Source organism: Haloplanus sp. HW8-1, from assembly GCF_023703795.1.
GTDB classification, from domain to species: Archaea; Halobacteriota; Halobacteria; order Halobacteriales; family Haloferacaceae; genus Haloplanus; species Haloplanus pelagicus.
Map to the genome: position 1 here is coordinate 2645838 of NZ_CP098518.1, position 18011 is coordinate 2663848.

The 18011-nt window shown below is 65.8% G+C and carries 13 protein-coding genes and 1 pseudogene; 7 read left to right on the forward strand and 7 right to left on the reverse strand.

Annotation, left to right across the window (positions count from 1 at the left end; all coding sequences use genetic code 11):
• Positions 1 to 181: 181 nt before the first annotated feature.
• A complete protein-coding gene (locus NBT82_RS13890; protein ID WP_251328707.1) occupies positions 182 to 1294 on the reverse strand; it encodes a tyrosine-type recombinase/integrase in 1113 nt (370 codons plus the stop codon).
• A gap of 19 nt (positions 1295 to 1313) precedes the next feature.
• Entirely contained in the window at positions 1314 to 1769 is a 456-nt protein-coding gene (locus NBT82_RS13895) for a hypothetical protein (protein WP_251328708.1), read from the reverse strand.
• Between the two features lie 288 nt (positions 1770 to 2057).
• Here NBT82_RS13895 and NBT82_RS13900 point away from each other — a divergent pair.
• Positions 2058 to 3472 (forward strand): annotated as a pseudogene (locus NBT82_RS13900) (IS4 family transposase).
• A 992-nt stretch (positions 3473 to 4464) separates the two neighbouring features.
• On the opposite strand, the gene NBT82_RS13905 reads toward NBT82_RS13900, so the two are convergent.
• Together NBT82_RS13905 and NBT82_RS13910 are read right to left on the reverse strand one after the other, a co-directional pair.
• The gene (locus NBT82_RS13905) at positions 4465 to 9246 is read right to left on the reverse strand and encodes an LAGLIDADG family homing endonuclease (protein ID WP_251328709.1); all 4782 of its coding nucleotides are present in this window, start codon (positions 9244 to 9246) and stop codon (positions 4465 to 4467) included.
• Between the two features lie 49 nt (positions 9247 to 9295).
• Positions 9296 to 9811 (reverse strand): conditioned medium-induced protein 4, encoded by a 516-nt coding sequence (locus NBT82_RS13910; protein WP_251328710.1) that lies wholly within the window; start codon positions 9809 to 9811, stop codon positions 9296 to 9298.
• 102 nt (positions 9812 to 9913) lie between these two features.
• On the opposite strand from NBT82_RS13910, the gene NBT82_RS13915 reads away from it, so the two are divergent.
• From NBT82_RS13915 to NBT82_RS13935, 5 genes are all read left to right on the forward strand, one after another.
• Complete coding sequence (locus tag NBT82_RS13915) at positions 9914 to 10498, forward strand: biotin transporter BioY (protein ID WP_251328711.1); 585 nt, start codon at positions 9914 to 9916, stop codon at positions 10496 to 10498.
• Positions 10495 to 11217, forward strand: coding sequence for an energy-coupling factor ABC transporter ATP-binding protein (locus NBT82_RS13920; protein WP_251328712.1), 723 nt, complete (start codon positions 10495 to 10497; stop codon positions 11215 to 11217). The genes NBT82_RS13915 and NBT82_RS13920 overlap by 4 nt, the downstream gene beginning before the upstream one ends.
• A complete protein-coding gene (locus NBT82_RS13925; RefSeq protein WP_251328713.1) occupies positions 11214 to 11921 on the forward strand; it encodes an energy-coupling factor transporter transmembrane component T family protein in 708 nt (235 codons plus the stop codon). The genes NBT82_RS13920 and NBT82_RS13925 overlap by 4 nt, the downstream gene beginning before the upstream one ends.
• Before the next feature lie 48 nt (positions 11922 to 11969).
• The gene (locus tag NBT82_RS13930; RefSeq protein WP_251328714.1) at positions 11970 to 14048 is read left to right on the forward strand and encodes a (Fe-S)-binding protein; all 2079 of its coding nucleotides are present in this window, start codon (positions 11970 to 11972) and stop codon (positions 14046 to 14048) included.
• 108 nt (positions 14049 to 14156) lie between these two features.
• Positions 14157 to 14636: a cupin domain-containing protein gene (locus NBT82_RS13935; protein WP_251328715.1), complete on the forward strand. Its 480-nt coding sequence runs from the start codon at positions 14157 to 14159 to the stop codon at positions 14634 to 14636.
• Here NBT82_RS13935 and NBT82_RS13940 read toward each other — a convergent pair.
• From NBT82_RS13940 to NBT82_RS13950, 3 genes are all read right to left on the reverse strand, one after another.
• Positions 14615 to 14911, reverse strand: a complete 297-nt coding sequence (locus NBT82_RS13940; RefSeq protein ID WP_251328716.1) for a DUF7853 family protein — start codon at positions 14909 to 14911, stop codon at positions 14615 to 14617. The genes NBT82_RS13935 and NBT82_RS13940 overlap by 22 nt on opposite strands.
• Positions 14912 to 14988: 77 nt before the next feature.
• On the reverse strand, positions 14989 to 16149 hold the full coding sequence (locus NBT82_RS13945; protein ID WP_251328717.1) for an acyl-CoA dehydrogenase family protein: 1161 nt from the start codon (positions 16147 to 16149) through the stop codon (positions 14989 to 14991).
• An 84-nt stretch (positions 16150 to 16233) separates the two neighbouring features.
• Positions 16234 to 16581, reverse strand: coding sequence for a hypothetical protein (locus NBT82_RS13950; protein ID WP_251328718.1), 348 nt, complete (start codon positions 16579 to 16581; stop codon positions 16234 to 16236).
• Between the two features lie 124 nt (positions 16582 to 16705).
• Here NBT82_RS13950 and NBT82_RS13955 point away from each other — a divergent pair, with 124 nt between their 5' ends.
• Positions 16706 to 17821: a tRNA (guanine(26)-N(2))-dimethyltransferase gene (locus NBT82_RS13955; protein WP_251328719.1), complete on the forward strand. Its 1116-nt coding sequence runs from the start codon at positions 16706 to 16708 to the stop codon at positions 17819 to 17821.
• The last annotated feature ends 190 nt before the right edge of the window (positions 17822 to 18011 follow it).

Here is an 18011-nt window from a genome sequence, read left to right on the forward strand (position 1 = left end):
TGCATAGAGGGTGTCTTCGGCACGATTCTTGAAACAGGGATTTGTATGGTGTGACTGCCTGTTGATCGGACCGTTCCGGATGATATTCGCTGAGTATCTCGAACGTTTTGGCGGGACCGCTCGCGGGCGTAGGCCGCAAATCCAACTTGGCCCCCCGGACGCGTGGCACGGAGGTGTCTACCTACCGATTCTCTGAGACCCCGGCAAGACCGAAGTCGTAAATCCCGGTTCGGTACGCATCCACGATGTCCTCGTAGTACGTATGCACGTAGCTGTCGATCGTCTCGCGGCTCATCTCGACGCCTTCGATCCGGTCGCCACGCATGTACTTGACCAACTCGCGGTTCCAGTTCTTCGTGACCAGCCAGTGCGTCGTGAATCGATGCCGCCCGAAGTGGCTCGTCACCGCGCGGTGCGTCTCAGTCTCGGGATAGTCGTCTTGGAAATGCTCCGCCCAGATGCGCCGTACGTCCTCGGTACCCAGAGGATTGTGTGTGGATGTTGTGTAGAACACCTCCTCAGCGCCCGTGTCAGGCCGTGTGAACAGAAGGCTGACCAGCGTCGCGCGCAGCTCGTCGTCGAGCGGTAAGACGCGTGGCCGCCCCGATTTGTTCCCCGACCGCTCGTACCGTGAGGGGATACATACGGCGTTGGGTCGACCATCAAGCAGTGGATGTGATCCCAACGCAGGATAGCCGGCCTTGAGTTCCGGGTGATCGATCGCGATATCCGAGAGCCGGAGGTTGCACAGTTCGCCCGCTCGCACCCCGAGTTTGAGTTGCGTCATGACGACGGCGCGATCACGGATGTGCGATAGCGCCGCCACATAGTCAGCGAGGTCTGCGACCGAGAGATGTGGCGGGTCCTTCTGTGGTGGCCGTGTCAGATCGAGCTTCGAGAGAACGATGTCGAATGGGTCGTACGTCCGTGGATGGGGAAAGGCGGGATCGCGCTGCCAGAAGTGGTAGATCGCGTCAAGGCGATGCAGTTTCGATCGGATCGTATCGGGTTGATTATCCCGATCCTCACGACAGTGCTGAACGAAGCACCGCACGTGTGTTTCGTGCGGACAGGCCGGATGGCGACCCGCCCGGCGCATGTGGGTCGTCCACTGGTCGATGACATGCCGGTACTCACGCTGTGTTTTTGCCGTCAGGTTTCGCGGAGCGGCCACCTCGTCGAAAAACAGTGCGAAGGGATCCACGTCGAGGTCGTCGAACGTCGGCGCATGCGCCGCAAGCGGATCCGCCGTCCGATCGAACGCCTCGGCGATGGCTTCGTGGTCGTCACTCATCGCCACGTCGCACGCCGTGTCACGCATCCGTCTCACCGCCGCCTGTCGTGTCAAGCCGTCCCAGCTTCGTCTCCCAGATTCGACCGGCCGTGTCCGTTGTCGCCGCCGCCATCAACACCGGCTGATACCGATGCGGATGGTCCGCGTGGAATCGCAGCCACGTGTAGAACTCCTCAAGGCGCACCCAGTACTGGGAGTAGACCGTTCGTCTCGTCCGCGATGCGGCAAGGGCCGCACACCACGTCTCGACGTCCGCTGGCTGCGCCAGCGCGTGATGCCGTCCGCGCTCGCGCAGGTGTGCCTTCCACGACCGCGCGGTCTTCGTGAACGTCCGTTCGTACCCCTGTGAGTCGAACTCGTTCGACCGACTCGCGCGGAAGTCTGCCCAGACGTCCCATCCATCGTACCGCTCGGCGTAGGTGGCGAAGCGATCACCGGGCGGAACGTCGCTGAGTCGTTTCTGACATCCTCCCACGACTGAAGTCGTGGGGTTCCACGGTCACAGACCGTGCCCACGACGGAGAGGTTCCCCACTCGCGTCGTTCGGTGGGGTTGTGGGCCGTGCCAGTCCGGCCCCCGACTCGGATAGCGGGCTTCATCTACCGCCGCGCTGGCGTGCATATCCTTACCCAAGACTCGGTAGCACAACCGACGATACGAACCGTGGTAGTTGTTTCGGCTGTTGTCGGATTCATCCCACGGCTGAAGCCCTGTCTCTTACCCACAAATCCTATCGCCGTAGTTCGTGGAACCTGTGGCCAAGATGCAGAGCGGTTCACGAAGCCGGCGAGCTGATGTAGAAGAGGCTGAACTGTGTCAAACGGACGTCTCTGGCACAGTTCGCAAGGAGTTCAAGTCTGCTGAGTTTGGTGACGAACGGCTCACTGACCGATTGATGCAGGTCGGAGATCGGCTCGGCAGGGCACCTGCCGAGTCGATCCCTAACGCCTGCGAGGACTGGGCCTCCACAAAGGCTACGTACCGATTTTGTGATAACGAGCGTGTGGATCCGAACGAGATTCTTGATGCGCACAAGCGAGAACAACGCTCACGCGTCCGTGATACGGAGGAGCTTCTAGTTATCTCTGACACGACCGAGCTTGTGTTTCCGAGACATCCGTCAAAGGAAGGACTCGGTGACATCGGCAACTCCACCACGGATCTCGAAGGTGTCAAGGTTCACTCGACGATCGGAGTCGATCCACAGACACATCGTATGACTGGGGTCATCGATCAGCAGTCGCTGATCGAGGACCAACAGGCCAGCACCAAACACGACGCGAATGGGAAGGGTGAGCCGATCGAATTAGAAAGCGAACAGAAAAATGGATTCGAGGGGACAGGCAAGCCAGCGACTGGCTTGCCGAGGAGATTCGACCGATATTCATCCACGACCGAGGAGCCGATGCATTTGCGTTCTACCGCGAAGTTACAGACGAGCTAGACGCTGGATTCGTCATCCGTGCAAATCAGAACCGCTGTATTCAGACGCCGTCCGGAACGGACGGGCGTCTGATTGACTGGAGTGAAGACCTCCCCGAACAAGGTCGCACGTCTATCGAGATCGAACAAGGAAGTGGAAGAGAAGCTAGAGAGGCTGAGCTCATCGTCAAAGCCGGCTCGTGTGAGTTACTCCCTCCAAAGAACGATCCAACTCACACCGAGCCAGTCGAGGTAAACGTCGTACGAATCGACGAACTTGGAGAACAAGATGACCCGATTCAGTGGGTGTTACTCACCACTGAATCGGTCGCTACGTTCAATGACTCGCTGAGTGTGGTAGAGTCCTATCGCGCCCGATGGACGATCGAAGACTGGCACAGGGTGCTGAAAACTGGATGCCGAATCGAGGAACGTCGGCTAGAAACGTGGGAACGTATGGAGGTCTTGTTGAGTGTCTACTCGGTGATTGCGTGGAAGGTGCTGGAGTTGCGGGAACTTGCTCGGGGAGAGACATACTACTCACCTGATGTCCTTCTGAGCGAGACTGAACGGTCAATTCTGGAAACGAAATTTCCAGAATTGACCGACAACGAGGCTCAAGCGTACGCAATTGCAGTTGCGAAGATCGGCGGCTACCTTGACCGAAATTCCGATCCACCGCCCGGTTGGGAGACGATGTGGAAAGGCCTCAAGAAACTTCAGACCTGGGCGGAGGGATACGAACTGCACTCCTGAGACTTATGGGTAAGAGACAGGGCTGAAGCCGTGGGCTTTCTCCTTGAACCGCTGTAAATGCCCATGCGTCGATCCGGATCGCCTGCTTTCTGTCGTGTCATGCGTTGGCGTCGGCTCCCTGTGGGCAGCCGGCACTCGTTGCCGGCTGCCCATATCCGGGCCGTGCGATGGCTGGGTGGGTCTCCCATACTGCGGTGTCCCCGGAGCGTGTGTAACTGCGAAACGGGGTGGGCGACGGGCTGTCCGTGGGCGAGCGCCGAGTTCGGTGGGTCTCGTGGAGTCCATCATCGGGGTGACGCACCGGTAGGACGTGGGTGGCGACCGGGAGTGGGTGGTGGCTGGTGGGACCAGTCGCAACTCCGGCTGTCGCGCGGTCGCTGTGCGCGGCGTTCGGACGAGAGAGGTTCCTGAAGTGGCGCGGGAGGTGCGCTGCTGAATCGGCCGCGTCTCGACGTCTCGCCAGCGTTCTTCGGGGAATGGCGAGCAGAGTGATGAGACGACCGCCGTGGGCACGGCCGTACCCACGCGTCGTGTGGGCCGCGGTGGGTGTCGTCTGGACGCCGCTCTGTGTGGGCACGGTGCGGTCTTCATACTCAACCGAATCGGCAGACGGCAACCGTGTATGAACGATCCATCGTCCAGCGTGACGCGTGTTCCCCCTGCCGTGCGCTCACCAGACAGCAGGCGCGGCCACATCGAGACTCCCTGTTCGTGACCGCGTTGCGCGCTTGATCGGCCAGCCTCGCCACGCAAGCGTTCGCATCCCTGCGGTCCACAGCTCCATCAGACACGCCCGCAATGGCTCGTGACACAGCCGCCTTGCGGGGAGCGATACCGATTATGAAACACCTCACAACCACCGAGACGTCCCAAAACCGCCGCACGCCACGTTAGTCGCCCCGACCCAATTTCCACACATACGTCCGGAGACCTCGTCGATGGTGTCGAGGTGAGCTGCCGCTCGCGCCAGTTCGTGCGTCAGAACGGCCGACCTACACCACCTTGTACTGATCCGTCGTCGGACTGTACACGTCGCCTTTCCGTCGCAGTCCCTCGATCTGGTCCATCACTTTCTCCTCCTCGATACCCTCGGCCTGGGCGCGCTCGACGATGGCGTCGATCGGCGCGCCGGCCTCGCCCTCGTACTCGGCGTCGACCGTCTCGATCACGTCCTTGATGCTCTTGATGCGGTCGCGCTGGCTCTTGGAGGTCCCCGTCTCGATCACGTCGGCGTCGAACTCGCCCGTCTCGGGGTCGACACCGATGTCCTGCAGACAGGAGCGGACGATGTCGATGACGCGTTCGGCGTCCTCGTGTTCGACGGTATCGGAGAGGCGCACCCGGGCGCTGGCCTCCGCGAGACGGACCAGCGCTTCGAGTTTCCGGGCGGTGACGGGCACGGGCGCGTCCTCGTCGGCCCCCTTCGCGCGGAGGTCGACGTAGAAATCGCGGATGGCCGCCTTCGCCTCGTCGCTCATCGTCGGGAAACAGGAGCGCTTGGCGTAGGCGATGTACTTCCGCAGCAGTTCGGGGTCGATGGCCGGTTCCACGGTGTCCGTCACCTCCTCGACCTCCGCCTGGCTGTGGTTGGCGTTGGCCACCTTCGTTCGCTGGGTGTTCAACTCCCCCGCGTAGTTCGTCCGCAGGATGTGTTCGGCCAGGGCAGCGTCCTCCTCCGGATCGGGCTGGTCGGTGACCGTGAAGATCAGGTCGAACCGCGAGATCAGCGCGGGTTCGAGGTCGATCTGTTCGCCGATGGGTTCGTACTGGTCGAACCGACCGTACTTCGGGTTGGCCGCCCCGAGGAGGGAACACCGGGATTTGAGGGTGGCGTTTATTCCGGCCTTACTTATGCTAATTTCTTGCTGTTCCAATGCTTGATGCATTGCAGATCGATCCTCGGAATTATGTACCACCATCCCGTTGGCGACGAAGTTGTGGGTGCCCTCGACGGTCAGGTCGTACACGTACGGGCCGCCGTTGGTAGACGTTACTGACACGACCTGACGTAACGCCACGTCTTCGGTAGTCCGTTCATCGTACGCCTCGGATCGATACTTCCCTAATGAATCGACGGTACCGCCGTCCGTCGCCGGTTGTGGCCTCTCCCGCGGCACGTACACCCAGTCTCCGGACGATAGATCACTGGCCGCCCGTTCGACCCGTTCTCCGTCCTCGAAGACGAAGAATGGGTGGTCCGCCGTCGAGGTGAGTCGTTCGCCCGTCTCCAGACGCACCTCGGTGAGCTGTTCCGGTGCCTCGTACTCGTGGATAGCCGTCACGGGGCGGGAGACGATCCGGCCGTCGTCGGTCATCGTCCACGCGTCGACGTCGACGTCCCTGATGGTCCGGCCGTTGTCGAGTTCCTCGATCGTTCCCGTGGCAGCGGCGTCGCGTGTGAGTTCCTCGATACGCTGGACCGTGCCATCGGCGAGATGGACGAGCGTGTCGCCGGTTACACACCGCATCTTGTCGAGTTCGTCGACTGCAGCGATCCCCTGATCGGCCAACACGAGCGCCCCGGCTTCCAGACTCCACTGTTGGCCCTCGCCGAAGTCGTCGCGGACGGCGGCGGCAGTGTTGTGGGTTACGATTCCGTTGCCGACGAAGTTGTTCGTCTCGGGAACCGTGAGATCGAAAAGTTCTTTCTCGCCGGTGTCGACAGCGGCGACGACCTCGTCCCACACTAGATCTGCGTCGACTGCCTCGCTGATGATCGGCTCGACGGGGCCGAGATCCCGGTCTTCGAGCATTGCGCGAGCACGTTTTCGTTCGGGATTGTCGCCGCGGTGTATGTTCTGATAGTAGGCTCCAGCGGGCCCCGTTGCGGCTGCCAGTGCCCCCCCGACCGGGATGCGTTCGCCCCGGCGTCTCGCGTCGCCGACGATCCGTTCGAGCGCCGCCGTCTTCGACGATGATTCGAAGCCGATTCGATCGGCGAAGTCGTCGACGTGGCGGCCGTAGATGGCCAGGTGCGTCTGGATCGCTTTCGATTCGATCTCGTAGCCGCTCTCCAGCTCGTACGTCCCACGCCGATCGCGTTCGCGTCGACGCGAACGAACGCCGTACGTATCTAGCATCAACTGTACCTGTCGGCCGAGATCGTCGCTGATGGTCGAGAACTGGACGCTGGAGCCGCCATCGTCGCGGGCGCACACCGATCCGTCGGCGTCGAACAGCCCGCGTAAGAACGCGTCCGAGTGGTCGGCGGTCGTCAGCCGCGAATCGAGCGAGAGGTCGTCTTTCGGCGATTCCATCCCGAGATTGCGGAAGAACCGCGCGAGCGTCGCGCTGTGGATCCGGACACACGGCACACGCTCATCTTGGTATTCGATGTCGATCGACTTGTCGAACTTCTCTTCGACGATGCGGGCAGCCCTCCGCAGCAGTTCCTCGTCCGCGTTGGAGACTCGGACGTGGCCGCGATTCCCACCCCGACGGGACACCATGATGTCGCCGTCGCCGAACACGAGACCGACGAGATACATGAGATCTGCGTCGAACGCGTCGGGAATCTCGACGCTGTTGCCGTGGCCGAGCATCGCCCGTGCGACATCGATGTCCGAACGGTCGGCGCCGATCCCGTCGAGAATTCGGTCGAGACGTGAAAGTGGGAGATGCCGGTTCGACAGCGAGTCGTAAATGAAATCCTCGGATAGGCCGAGTTCGGACGCGGCATCTCTGAGCGTCCCGAACTCCTCGCGGAGGCGACGTCGAAGGAAGTCGACGGACTGGTCGGTCGGTTTCAACTTCTCTTCGGTAAACTCGAAAAACGTGCGTGGCGTCGGGCTTGTCCGCTCGATGTCGTCGTAGTTCGGTACAGCGACAAAGTCGCCGGCCTCGATAGCGTGCATCTCGCGCCATTCGATACCGTTATCGCCACAGACGAGAACGGTCGTGTTCGCCGACGTTTCGAGTTTCTTCCCGTGGGCTGTCTCGATGCGTCGACACGGCTTCTCTGGCATCCGCCAGACGTGCGAACTGGACCGCTGGACCAGTTCGCCGTCCGTTCGATCGAACGTATAGATATCGTGGTCGGCCGGCGCACTGGTCGCCATGTCGACCGGATCGGGATGATGTGGTTCGGCGAGGTCACGGATCGGCTCGAATCCCTCCTCCGTGTGAACGAGCGTTTCACCCGTGACACAGAGGCCGGCCGAACTGGATCCCTTCCCCGACGTGTAGACGGATCGGGGCGCGATGTTGCGGATGTAGGACAGCAACTGCGAGTTGTGCGAGACGACGCCGTTGGCGAGGTACGTGTGTATGCCGGCGACTTCGAGGTCGTACACCCAGTCGTCGTCCGGTTCGACGGTGTCGATGGATTCGATGCGGTCCCACACGACATCGTTCAAACGGCCGTTGCTCGCCGATTCGACCGTCACCGTCCCGCCGTCGGATGCGATCTGACTCCGTTCGGTACTCTCCGGGAGGCGAGCCACCGCGTCACCGACGCTGAGGTGTGTCGCTTCGACGGGGGTCAGATGGCCGTCTTCGGAAACGAACAGCGGATGCGACGGCGTCGCCTCGATTTCCCGACCGCTCGCGGTCCGAATCCGATACATCCGCTCGGGGGCCTCCCGTTTCCACACCTTCGTCGCTTGCCGTGTCGTAACCGTTCCGTCCTCCGTGACCGAGACCAGATCGATGTCCGTCTCGTCGTAGACGCCGTCGTCCACGGCTGTCGGGTCGTCGAGGTGGCGTTCTACGAGGTCGCGAATCGGCACCTCGCGCCCGTCCTCGATCGCCACTTTCGTATCACCTTTCAAACATTTTCCAGTACCGGGATCCCCGATCAACAGCATATGCAGATCCCCCCGAATCCGCGAGCCGTCCGGCAGATGCTTCGTCACACCCGAGAACAACTGGAGGATCATGGCGAGTTTCTCCTCGTCGTAGCCGTAGATGGAGGGCGCGACGGAGGCGACCATCTCCTCGTAGATGTCGGGGTGGTTCGACAGTTCGACGATGTCGGTCTTGTCCGCCTCGCTGATCTCCATCTCCTCGAACTGTTCGTCCTCGATCTGGACGCTCAGCCCGTCCATGTAGAGGTCGAACAGTTGGGACTTCTCGTTGCCCTCGGTCACCTGGTCGATGTGGAGGACGCCGGTGACGGTGACGTGGTCGCCGGCGGTCACCTCGCCGGTGATGTCGTCCTCGATGTCGATGTCGATGCTCTGGGGCGTTTCGCCGCCGCGCAACCCTTCGGGGCTCTCCTGGACCCGGAGTTTCTGCGAGTCGACGAACTCGGACTGGTCGTAGTTGACCCGGAAGGGCCCCTGTCGCTCACAGCCCTGACACTCGTGGGGTTCCTGGAACCCGCCGTCGGTCTGAGGGATGTAGGTCATCGTGCCACAGCGCTGGCACTCGAAGGCGGCCTCGGTGATCTTCGGGCGCACGTCGGTCGCCTTGCGGATGATCCCGGAGACGGCGATCAGGCGACCGACGTGGTTGTCGTGGACACGGATCGAGCGGATGTCGACCGTATCGGGGAGGTTCCGCAGGCGGACGTGGGCCTGCCCGAGCGACACGTCCGCGGGCAGGTCGTACACGCGCAGGGCCTCCTCCGCGAACTCGCCGATCTGGTCGGGCTGTGAGAGGAAGTCGTCGGCGAGGTCCTGATCGAACTGGTAGAGGTCGTCGTAGTCGACGTGGAGGGACCGCTGCTCGTTCGGGTAGCGCTGTGCGAGGCGACTGATCTCGTCGCGATAGTAGTTTCGATAGAAGCGAACGAACCGATCGATCAGCTCCTGGTTTTGCGACGACTGCGCCATTGACACTCCCTGGTTCCGGATCGCCTAAGAGTCTTCGCAAGGACGGCGGTCAGAAGGACACGTCGGTTTCGATGTCCTCGGTCGCCTCCCGCAGTCCGTCCTCCCGGGAGTCGCTCGCGAGGCGGTCGCCGAGGTCCGCATCCGTCAGGAGTTCCGCGAACGCGTCCCGAAAGCGGTCGTTGGCGCGGGTGGCCTCGCGGTCGGCGGCGAGGGCGCGCTCCCGGATCGACCCGTCGTCGTGGTCGGCCTCGCGCACGAGGTGGCAGTCGAGACGGGCCCCGAGAACCGTCTCGGCGTCGACGCCCAGCGCCTCGGCGAGCGTCGCGTCGTCCTCGCCGTCGTGGAACCCGTACACGAGGCGGACGTACGCGTCGGGATCGAGGTCCGTCTCGAACTCGTAGCGGTCACGCATGGTCGCGACGAGGTCGCGCAAGCGCGTGTCGACCCGCTCCGGGTCGGCGGCGTCGACGAGCGAACCGCGGCCCTCGGCCTGTCGCTCCGTGACCGTCTCCTCGCCCGTCGCGTCGAGGAAGATGTCCCGTAGCTCCGCGGTCTTGTCGTCCATGCTTCAGAAAGTCCACTCGGCGACAAAAACCCACCGGCGCCCCGCCCGCCACATCTCTCGTCAACCATCAGGTACTAAGTGGTTTACGCGAGTCGTGGCGGTATGGCAACCACGACGGACTCGGTCGAACTGGTCGGCGAGGAGGTGACCGGCAACGTCGCCCGCGCGGTGCTGTTCGCGGCGGCGACGAGTGCGACGGCGCCGGTGGATATGGTCCATCCGCTCGCGCCGAACGTTCCGATCACGCTCCAGACGCTGTGGGTGTATCTCGCGGGAATCGTCCTCGGTCCCCTGTGGGCGGGCGTCGCGTTCACGCTCTACTTGCTCGCCGGCGTGATCGGCCTACCGGTCTTCGCCGGCGGCAACGCCGGCCTCGGCGTCATTCTCGGGCCCACCGGCGGCTTCCTGATCGGCTTTCCCCTCGCCGCGATGACCACCGGTGCCGTCGCCCACGGCGTCGACGGCCTCGACGCCCCCGGCGACATCCCCGTGCCACGGCTCCTCGCCGCACTGATCGCCGGCACGGCCGTCGTCTACGCCGCCGGGGCGGTCGGCTACGCCCTCGTGCAGGCCATCGGCCTCGTCGCCGCCGTCTCGGCGGTCGTCGTCCCCTTCCTGCCCGTGGCGGGGCTGAAGGTCGCCGCGACGGTCGCCATCGTCCGCAGCGACGGCTTGATCGCCCGATGACGATCACCGTCGAGGACTACACCTACCGCTACGGCGGCGACGACCGGGACGACGGGACCGGCGTCCCCGCCGTCGACGGCGTCTCGCTCACCGTCGACGACGGCGAGTTCCTCGTCCTCGCCGGCCCCAACGGCTCGGGGAAGACCACGCTGGTTCGCGGGTTCAACGGCCTGTTCACTCCCGACAGCGGCACCGTCCGGGTGAACGGCACGCCGATCGACGAGGACCCGGTCGCCGCCCGGTCGAGCGTCGGCATGGTGTTCCAGAACCCACGCGACGGCTTCGTCGCCGCCACCGTCGGTGCCGACGTGGCGTTCGGCCCCGAGAACCTCGGGCTGGACCGCGAGGTGATCGACCGCCGGGTGACCGACGCCCTCGACGCCGTCCGGATGGCGGGGCGTCGGGCGGAACGCATCGACGAACTCTCCGGGGGTGAGCGCGAACGCGTCGCCATCGCCGGCGCGCTGGCGATGGACCCCGACCACCTCGTCCTCGACGAACCCTTCACCGGCCTGGACTGGGCGGCCCGCCGGTCAGTGCTGGCGCGTCTGGAGGCGTTGCGCGACGACGGCGTGAGCGTCGTGGTCGTCACCCACGACCTGCGGGACGTGGCGGCGCTGGCACACCGGATCGTCGCCCTCGCCGACGGGGCGGTCGCGCTCGACGCCGCCGATCCCGCTCCCGACACCCTGCGCGACCTCGGCGTCCGCCCCCCATGAGCCTCCGGTACGTGGCGGGCGACACTCCCGTCCACCGCCTCGATCCGCGGACCAAACTGTTCGTCCAGGCGAGCGTCGCCGTCGCGGCCTTCGCACACACGACGCCCCGGGGGCTCGCCGCGCTGACCACGTTCGTCGGCGGCGTCTGCTGGCTGGCGGCGACGCCCGTCCTCGCCAGCCTGCGCACCTATCGCGCGTTCCTCCCCTTCCTCGTCGCCGGGCCGCTGGTCGAAGGGGCGACCCTCGGCGCGCCGTGGTTCGTCCCCGGCGACGCCGTCACGCCGGCGCTGGCGAGCTACCGGGTGCTCCTCCTGCTTCTCGTCTCGACGGCGTACATCCGCACGACCCGGGTCCGCGAGTCGCGGGTCGCCCTCCAGTGGCTCCTGCCGGGACGGGCCGGCGTCGTCCTCGGCGCCGGCGTCGGCTTCGTCCTCCGCTTTCTGCCCGTCCTCCGCGACGACCTCGCGACGATCCGGGCGGCGATGGACGCCCGCCTCGGCGGCGAGCGCTCGCTCCGCGAGCGGATCCGGCTGATCGGCGTGACGGGGCTCCGGCGCGTGTTCCGCCGCGCCGACCGGTTCGCGCTCGCCCTCCGGGCCCGGTGTTTCGCCTGGAACCCGACGCTGCCCGCCCTCGACCCGACGTGGCGGGACGTGCCCGCGGCGGTCGTGGGGGTGGCCTTGCTCGCCTGGGCGGTCGCGTGACCGGGCGCCGTGACAATCTTTAATTCCCCTCTCTGCCGCCAACTACGTATGCCCGTCCTCCAGACCGGCGCCGTCACGCGGGAGACGTTCTGGACCATCGGACCCGTCGGCGAGGCCGCCTTCTACTACCTCGCGGCCGTCGCCATCCTCGTCTTCTGTTACGGCGTCTACGCACGAATCCGCACCTACACCGCGGCGACGGCCGACCCCATCGACCGCCTCGACGACCTCGGTGGCCGGATCGCCCGCGCGACCCGCCTCCTCCTGACCAACGAGGCGCAGTTCGACCGCGACACCTACGCCGGCGTCATGCACACGTTCATCGTGTGGGGGTTTCTCACGCTGCTCATCGGGACGACCATCCTCGCGATCGACATGGACGTCTGGACGAAACTGCTGGGCCAGCCCTCCTTTTTCGTCGGCGACTTCTATCTGTCGTACTCGCTGGTGATGGACGCCTTCGGCCTGCTGTTCGTCGTCGGCGTGGGGATGGCGTGCTGGCGGCGCTACGGGGTCCGCGACCCACGGCTGTGGGGGAAACACACCGACCTGGAGGACGACGCCTTCGTTCTCACCCTCTTTGCCCTCGGCGTCGGCGGCTACGTGGTGGAGGCGCTTCGCATCCTCGGAACCGGATTCCCCGCCTTCGAGACGGTCAGTTTCGTCGGGTACGGACTCGCGCTCGCCGGGCGGGCGGCCGGCGTCTCCCCCGCGGCCGCCGAAGCGGCCTACGCCGCCGTCTGGTGGAGCCACTCCCTGCTCGCGCTGGGCTTCGTCGCGCTGCTCCCCTACGCCAAACCCGTTCACATGCTCACCTCGATGGCGAACGTGGTGACGCGGGACGAGAAGGCGGGCAAGCGACTTCCGGGGGTCCCCGCCGACGCCAGTCCGGAGGAGATCGGGACCGGCTCCGTCGACGACTTCACCTGGCGCGAACTCCTCGATCAGGACGCCTGTACCACCTGTGGGCGGTGTTCCTCGGTCTGTCCGGCCAACGAGGTCGGCCGCAATCTGGATCCACGCGACGTCATCCTCGATCTGAAGGCCTACCGTGAGGACCGGGCGGCCGGCGAACGCGGGGAGGTTCCCATCGTCGCCGACGGCGGCGAGAGCGTGATCGCCGCCGAGTCGATGAACGCCTGTCTCTCCTGTATGGCCTGCATGGACGCCTGCCCGGTCGACATCGAACACGTCCGACAGTTCACGGGCATGAATCGCCGACTCACCGAGTCGGGGGAGATGGACGGCCACGTCCAGGACGCGATGATGAACGTCTTCCAACAGGGCAACGTCTTCGGCGACCCCGCCCGCAAACGGCCCGACTGGACCGACGACCTGGACTTCGAGGTGCCCGACGCCCGCGAGGAATCGGTCGATCTGCTCTGGTACGTCGGCGACTACCCCTCCTACGACGACCGAAACAAGCGGGTCGCCCGCTCGCTCGCCCGCATCTTCGAGGCCGCGGACGTCTCCTACGGCATCCTCTACGACGACGAGGCCCACGACGGCAACGACGTGCGCCGCGTCGGCGAGGAGGGCCTCTACGAGATGCTCGTCGAGGACAACGCCGCCGCCTTTTCGGACGCCGAGTTCGACGAAATCGTCTGTACCGATCCGCACAGCTACAACACCTTCACCCACGAGTACCCCGAGATGAGCGAGGATTTCGACTACCCCGTCTCTCACTACACGGAGGTGGTCGAACGCCTCGTTCGCGAGGGTCGCCTCCCCCTCTCGCCGACCCTCGACTCGACCGTCACGTACCACGACCCCTGCCACCTCGGCCGCATGAACGACGTCTACGAGGCACCCCGCGAGTTGGTGCGGGCGACCGGCGCCACGCTCGCGGAGATGCCGCGCAACCGGGCCGACTCCTTCTGTTGTGGCGGTGGCGGCGGCGGCGTCTGGACCGAAGTCGACGAGGAGATGAAGCCGAGCGAGGAGCGTCTCCGCGAGGCCGTCGAGGACACCGACGGCGGTGTCGAACAGTTCGTCGTCGCCTGTCCGATGTGTACGACCATGTTCGAGGACGGGCGCAAGACCGGCGACTTCGAGGACGACCTCGAGATCGTCGACCTGACGGAACTGCTGGTGGAGGCGATCGACGACGGCGTGACCGCGGCCTGAGGCGGGGGCCGGTGACCCAACGATCGGCGGGCCGAAGCGTCGGCGAGATGGACCGTCCTGAAGAGCCCGACCCCCACCATCTTTGCCACCGGCCGTCGAACCCCCGCCATGCGCGTCAACGAGGCCGACCTCGACTGGGACGCGGTCGAACGCGAAGAGACGTCCTTTCGCCGGAAGCGACTCGCGACGGCGGCGGGTGGCGAGGAACTCGGCTGCTCGCTCTACGAACTCCCGCCGGGCAAGAAGTCCTGGCCCTTCCACTTCCACACCGGCAACGAGGAGGCCATCTACGTCCTCGCCGGGGCGGGACAGCTCCGCACCGCCGACGGCGTCGAATCGCTCGACGCCGGCGATTACGTGGCCTTCCCCACCGGCGCCGAGGGGGCCCACCGCGTCGTCAACGACGGCGACGACCCCTTGCGATATCTGGCGCTGTCGACGATGAACGATCCGGACCTGACGGTCTATCCCGACTCCGAGAAGATCGGCGTCTACGCGGGGGCGGCACCCGGCGGCGACGATCCGCGGACGGTCGACGGCTACTACCGCCGCGACGACGACGTGGACTACTGGCTCGACGAGACCTGACCGTCGAGCGCCGTCAGAATCGCGCGCGCCGGCTTCCGGTCGCGTGCCGGCGCGTCCGTCAGGTAGGTCGTGAGCGCGTCACGGACGAGCGCCCGGTCCGCGGGGTCGAGGGGCTCGCACGTCTCGGTGCGCTCCAGGATCGCGACCGCTCGGTCCGGCGAACGACCCGCGTCGACGGTTCGTTCGACGTGATCGAGCAAGGCGGCGTGGAGCACCCACGCCTGCTCCCGGGAGAGGTCGACGCCGTCGGGGCCGTGACAGGTGGCGGGGGACATGGTTCGTCACCTCGTTCGGGCGTTCGCCCACGAGACTCTTGTGGCTACGCCACCTGTGCGCCGGTGGCACACGACCCCTACGAGAACGCCGACAGCCCCGTCAGGTCCTCGCCGAGGATCAGCGAGTGGATGTCGTGGGTTCCCTCGTAGGTGTACACCGTCTCCATGTTCGCGAGGTGGCGCATCGGCGGGTAGTCGGCGGTGATACCGTTGCCGCCGAGCATCTCCCGGGCGACGCGGGACTGCTCGCGGGCCATCCGGACGTTGTTGCGCTTGGCCATCGACACCTGCTGGGGCCGGAGGTCACCCCGCGCTTTCAGGTCCGTGAGACGGTGAGCGAGCAACTGGGCGGTCGTGATCTGCGTCGCCATCTCCGCGAGCTTCTCCTGTTGTAACTGGAAGCCACCGACCGGGCGGCCGAACTGTTCGCGGTCCGTGGCGTACTCACGGGCCGTCTCGAAACAGTTCCGAGCGGCGCCGACCGCCCCCCACGCGATGCCGAATCGCGCCTGCGTGAGACAGGAGAGCGGCCCCTTCATCCCCTCGACGTCGAGGACGGCCTCCTCGGGCACCCACGCGTTCGAGAGGCTGATCTCGCCGGTGATCGACGCCCGCAGGGAGAGCTTCTCGTGGATCGCCGGCGTCGTCACGCCGTCGCGATCGGTTTCCACGAGGAACCCCCGGACCGGCGACCCCTCGGCGCTCCGATCCCGCGCCCACACCACCGCCACGTCGGCGATGGGCGCGTTCGTGATCCACGTCTTCGATCCCGAGAGCCGGTAGCCGTCGCCGTCGCGCTCGGCCGTCGTCGCCATCGACGACGGGTCGGAGCCGTGCTCGGGCTCCGTCAGGCCGAAACACCCCACCGCCTCGCCGGTCCCCAGGTCGGGGAGCCACCGCTCTTTCTGTGCCTCGGTCCCGAAGGCGTGGATGGGGTACATCACCAGCGCCCCCTGGACGCTCGCCATCGAGCGGATACCGGAGTCGCCGGCCTCCAGTTCCTGCATCAGGAGGCCGTAGGCCCGCTCGCTCACGTTCGGCAGGCCGTAGCCGTCGAGGTTCGAGCCGTAGAATCCCATCTCCCCCATCTCGGGGATGAGGTCGGTCGGAAAGGTCCCCTCCAGAAAGTGCTCGCCGATGTCCGGGCGGACTTCCTCGTCGACGAACTCGCGGGCGGTGTCACGGATCAGGCGCTCCTCCTGATCGAGGTCGGCTTCCAGGTCGACGTAATCGAGCATGGCGGTGGTCGGCACTGCCCCGTGAAAATCCTTCCTACCGCACGCGGCCACCGGGACGGGGATCGGGAGCGAACCCCGGGCGGGTCAGAGGAACTCCCGCACCTCGGAGTACCACATGTCGTGGTGGTCGACGGCGCCGACGCGTTCGGCCACCTCGACGGCGAGGGCGTGCCAGCACCGCTGGCTCGGATCGCTCGTATCGAGGTTGTACGCCGCGTCCTTGCAGGTACAGCCGCCGTCCTCGACCATGTACTCGTCGTCGTGGCCGACGACGACCGTGAAGTCGCGATACTGCTTGACACGCTCCTCGGAGACGGCCTCGATGGCGCGCCGCCCCCGGTCGCCGTGGGCCGAGAGGATGGCGTCGACGATCGGTCCGGATAGCTCTCCGGCCGTCGAGAGCGCCTCGCGCCAGTCCTCCACCTCGCTCACGACCCGACACCTCGGGCCTCGCCGTCTAAAGGGGTTCGGTCGGTGCGACGACCGCGTGACGGACGTCGGACGGCGACGCCGGCCGAACCACGTCGCTTTTCGGCACGCACCGCGCAGGTCACCCATGCGCGTCACCGAGGGAAAGGTGGAGTTCGAGGTGCCCGACGCCCGCGACGGCGCGAGCGAGGGCCGCGGCGACGACGTCTTCTACAACCCGACACAGGAGTTGAACCGCGACGTTACCGTCGCCGTCCTCCGGGCCTACGCCGACCGCGAACCCCGCGCCGAGTCGTACCTCGATGCGACGACCGCCAGCGGCGTCCGTGCGCTCCGTGCAGCCAGCGAGGGGTGGGCCGTGACCGCCGCAGACACCGATCCCGACGCCGTTTCCCTCGCCCGGGAGAACTTCGACCGTGCCGACCTGCCCGGCGAGGTGGTCGAGCGAAACGCCAACGCCCTCATGCACGAGTCGACGTTCGACGTGATCGACGTCGATCCCTTCGGGACGCCCGTCCCCTTCGCGGACGCGGCGTTCGTCGGCGCCCGCGACCTGGTCGCTGTCACCGCCACCGACACCGCGCCGCTCTGTGGCGCCCACTTCGAGAGTGGCGTTCGCTCGTACGGAGCGGTCCCGCGCAACACCGACTACCACCCCGAGATGGGACTGCGCGTCCTGCTCTCGGCGATGGTGCGGACCGCCGCCCGCTACGACATCGCCGCGCGTCCCGTCTGCTCGCACGTCTCCCGTCACTACGCCCGGACCTACCTCGAACTCGACGGCCGGGCGACGAAAGCCGACGACTGCATCGACGAACTCGGCTACGTCCACCACTGCGAGGACTGTCTCACCCGCGAACACGAGTTCGGCCTGATCGCTCACCCGCCCGACGACTGCCCCGCCTGTGGCGGGAATCGCGTCGTCACCGCCGGCCCCCTCTGGCTCGGCGCGATCCGCGACCGCGAGTTCGTCGCCGCCGTCCGCGACGCCGTCGACGACGGCATGGGCGAGGCCGCCCGCGCCCGTCGGATGCTCGACACGGTCGCGGCGGAACTCGACGAACCAACTCACTACGACCAGCACCGCCTCTGCAAGCAGTGGGGCCGCTCGGCCAACGCGATGGACGAGTTCCTGTCCGACCTCCGAGCCGCCGGGTACGAGGCCTCCCGCGCCCACTACGGCGGGACGACGTTCAAGACCGACGCCGACGTGGCCGCCATCCGGTCGGCGACGGCCGAGTGAGCCCCGTGGTACCCATCCAGACAGGTCGTACCCTTATCCACCTGTGTGCCAACGTTACACGTGGCCGGATGACATACGGGTCACGGCACGGATTCGTGCCGTCGTGGACGTTCCCCTCGCCGAACCCATCCGGCCCACACACGTCGGGCGATCGCAACGACGTCGGGTCCTCCCCCTTCCCCCCGCCGTC

Coding starts and splice junctions, on each gene's coding strand:
- NBT82_RS13920 (WP_251328712.1), top strand. CDS start 10,495: ATGACGATCACCGTCGAGGACTACACCTACCGCTACGGCGGCGACGAC.
- NBT82_RS13940 (WP_251328716.1), bottom strand. CDS start 14,911: ATGTCCCCCGCCACCTGTCACGGCCCCGACGGCGTCGACCTCTCCCGG.
- NBT82_RS13945 (WP_251328717.1), bottom strand. CDS start 16,149: ATGCTCGATTACGTCGACCTGGAAGCCGACCTCGATCAGGAGGAGCGC.
- NBT82_RS13955 (WP_251328719.1), top strand. CDS start 16,706: ATGCGCGTCACCGAGGGAAAGGTGGAGTTCGAGGTGCCCGACGCCCGC.
- NBT82_RS13925 (WP_251328713.1), top strand. CDS start 11,214: ATGAGCCTCCGGTACGTGGCGGGCGACACTCCCGTCCACCGCCTCGAT.
- NBT82_RS13935 (WP_251328715.1), top strand. CDS start 14,157: ATGCGCGTCAACGAGGCCGACCTCGACTGGGACGCGGTCGAACGCGAA.
- NBT82_RS13915 (WP_251328711.1), top strand. CDS start 9,914: ATGGCAACCACGACGGACTCGGTCGAACTGGTCGGCGAGGAGGTGACC.
- NBT82_RS13890 (WP_251328707.1), bottom strand. CDS start 1,294: ATGAGTGACGACCACGAAGCCATCGCCGAGGCGTTCGATCGGACGGCG.
- NBT82_RS13905 (WP_251328709.1), bottom strand. CDS start 9,246: ATGGCGCAGTCGTCGCAAAACCAGGAGCTGATCGATCGGTTCGTTCGC.
- NBT82_RS13910 (WP_251328710.1), bottom strand. CDS start 9,811: ATGGACGACAAGACCGCGGAGCTACGGGACATCTTCCTCGACGCGACG.
- NBT82_RS13930 (WP_251328714.1), top strand. CDS start 11,970: ATGCCCGTCCTCCAGACCGGCGCCGTCACGCGGGAGACGTTCTGGACC.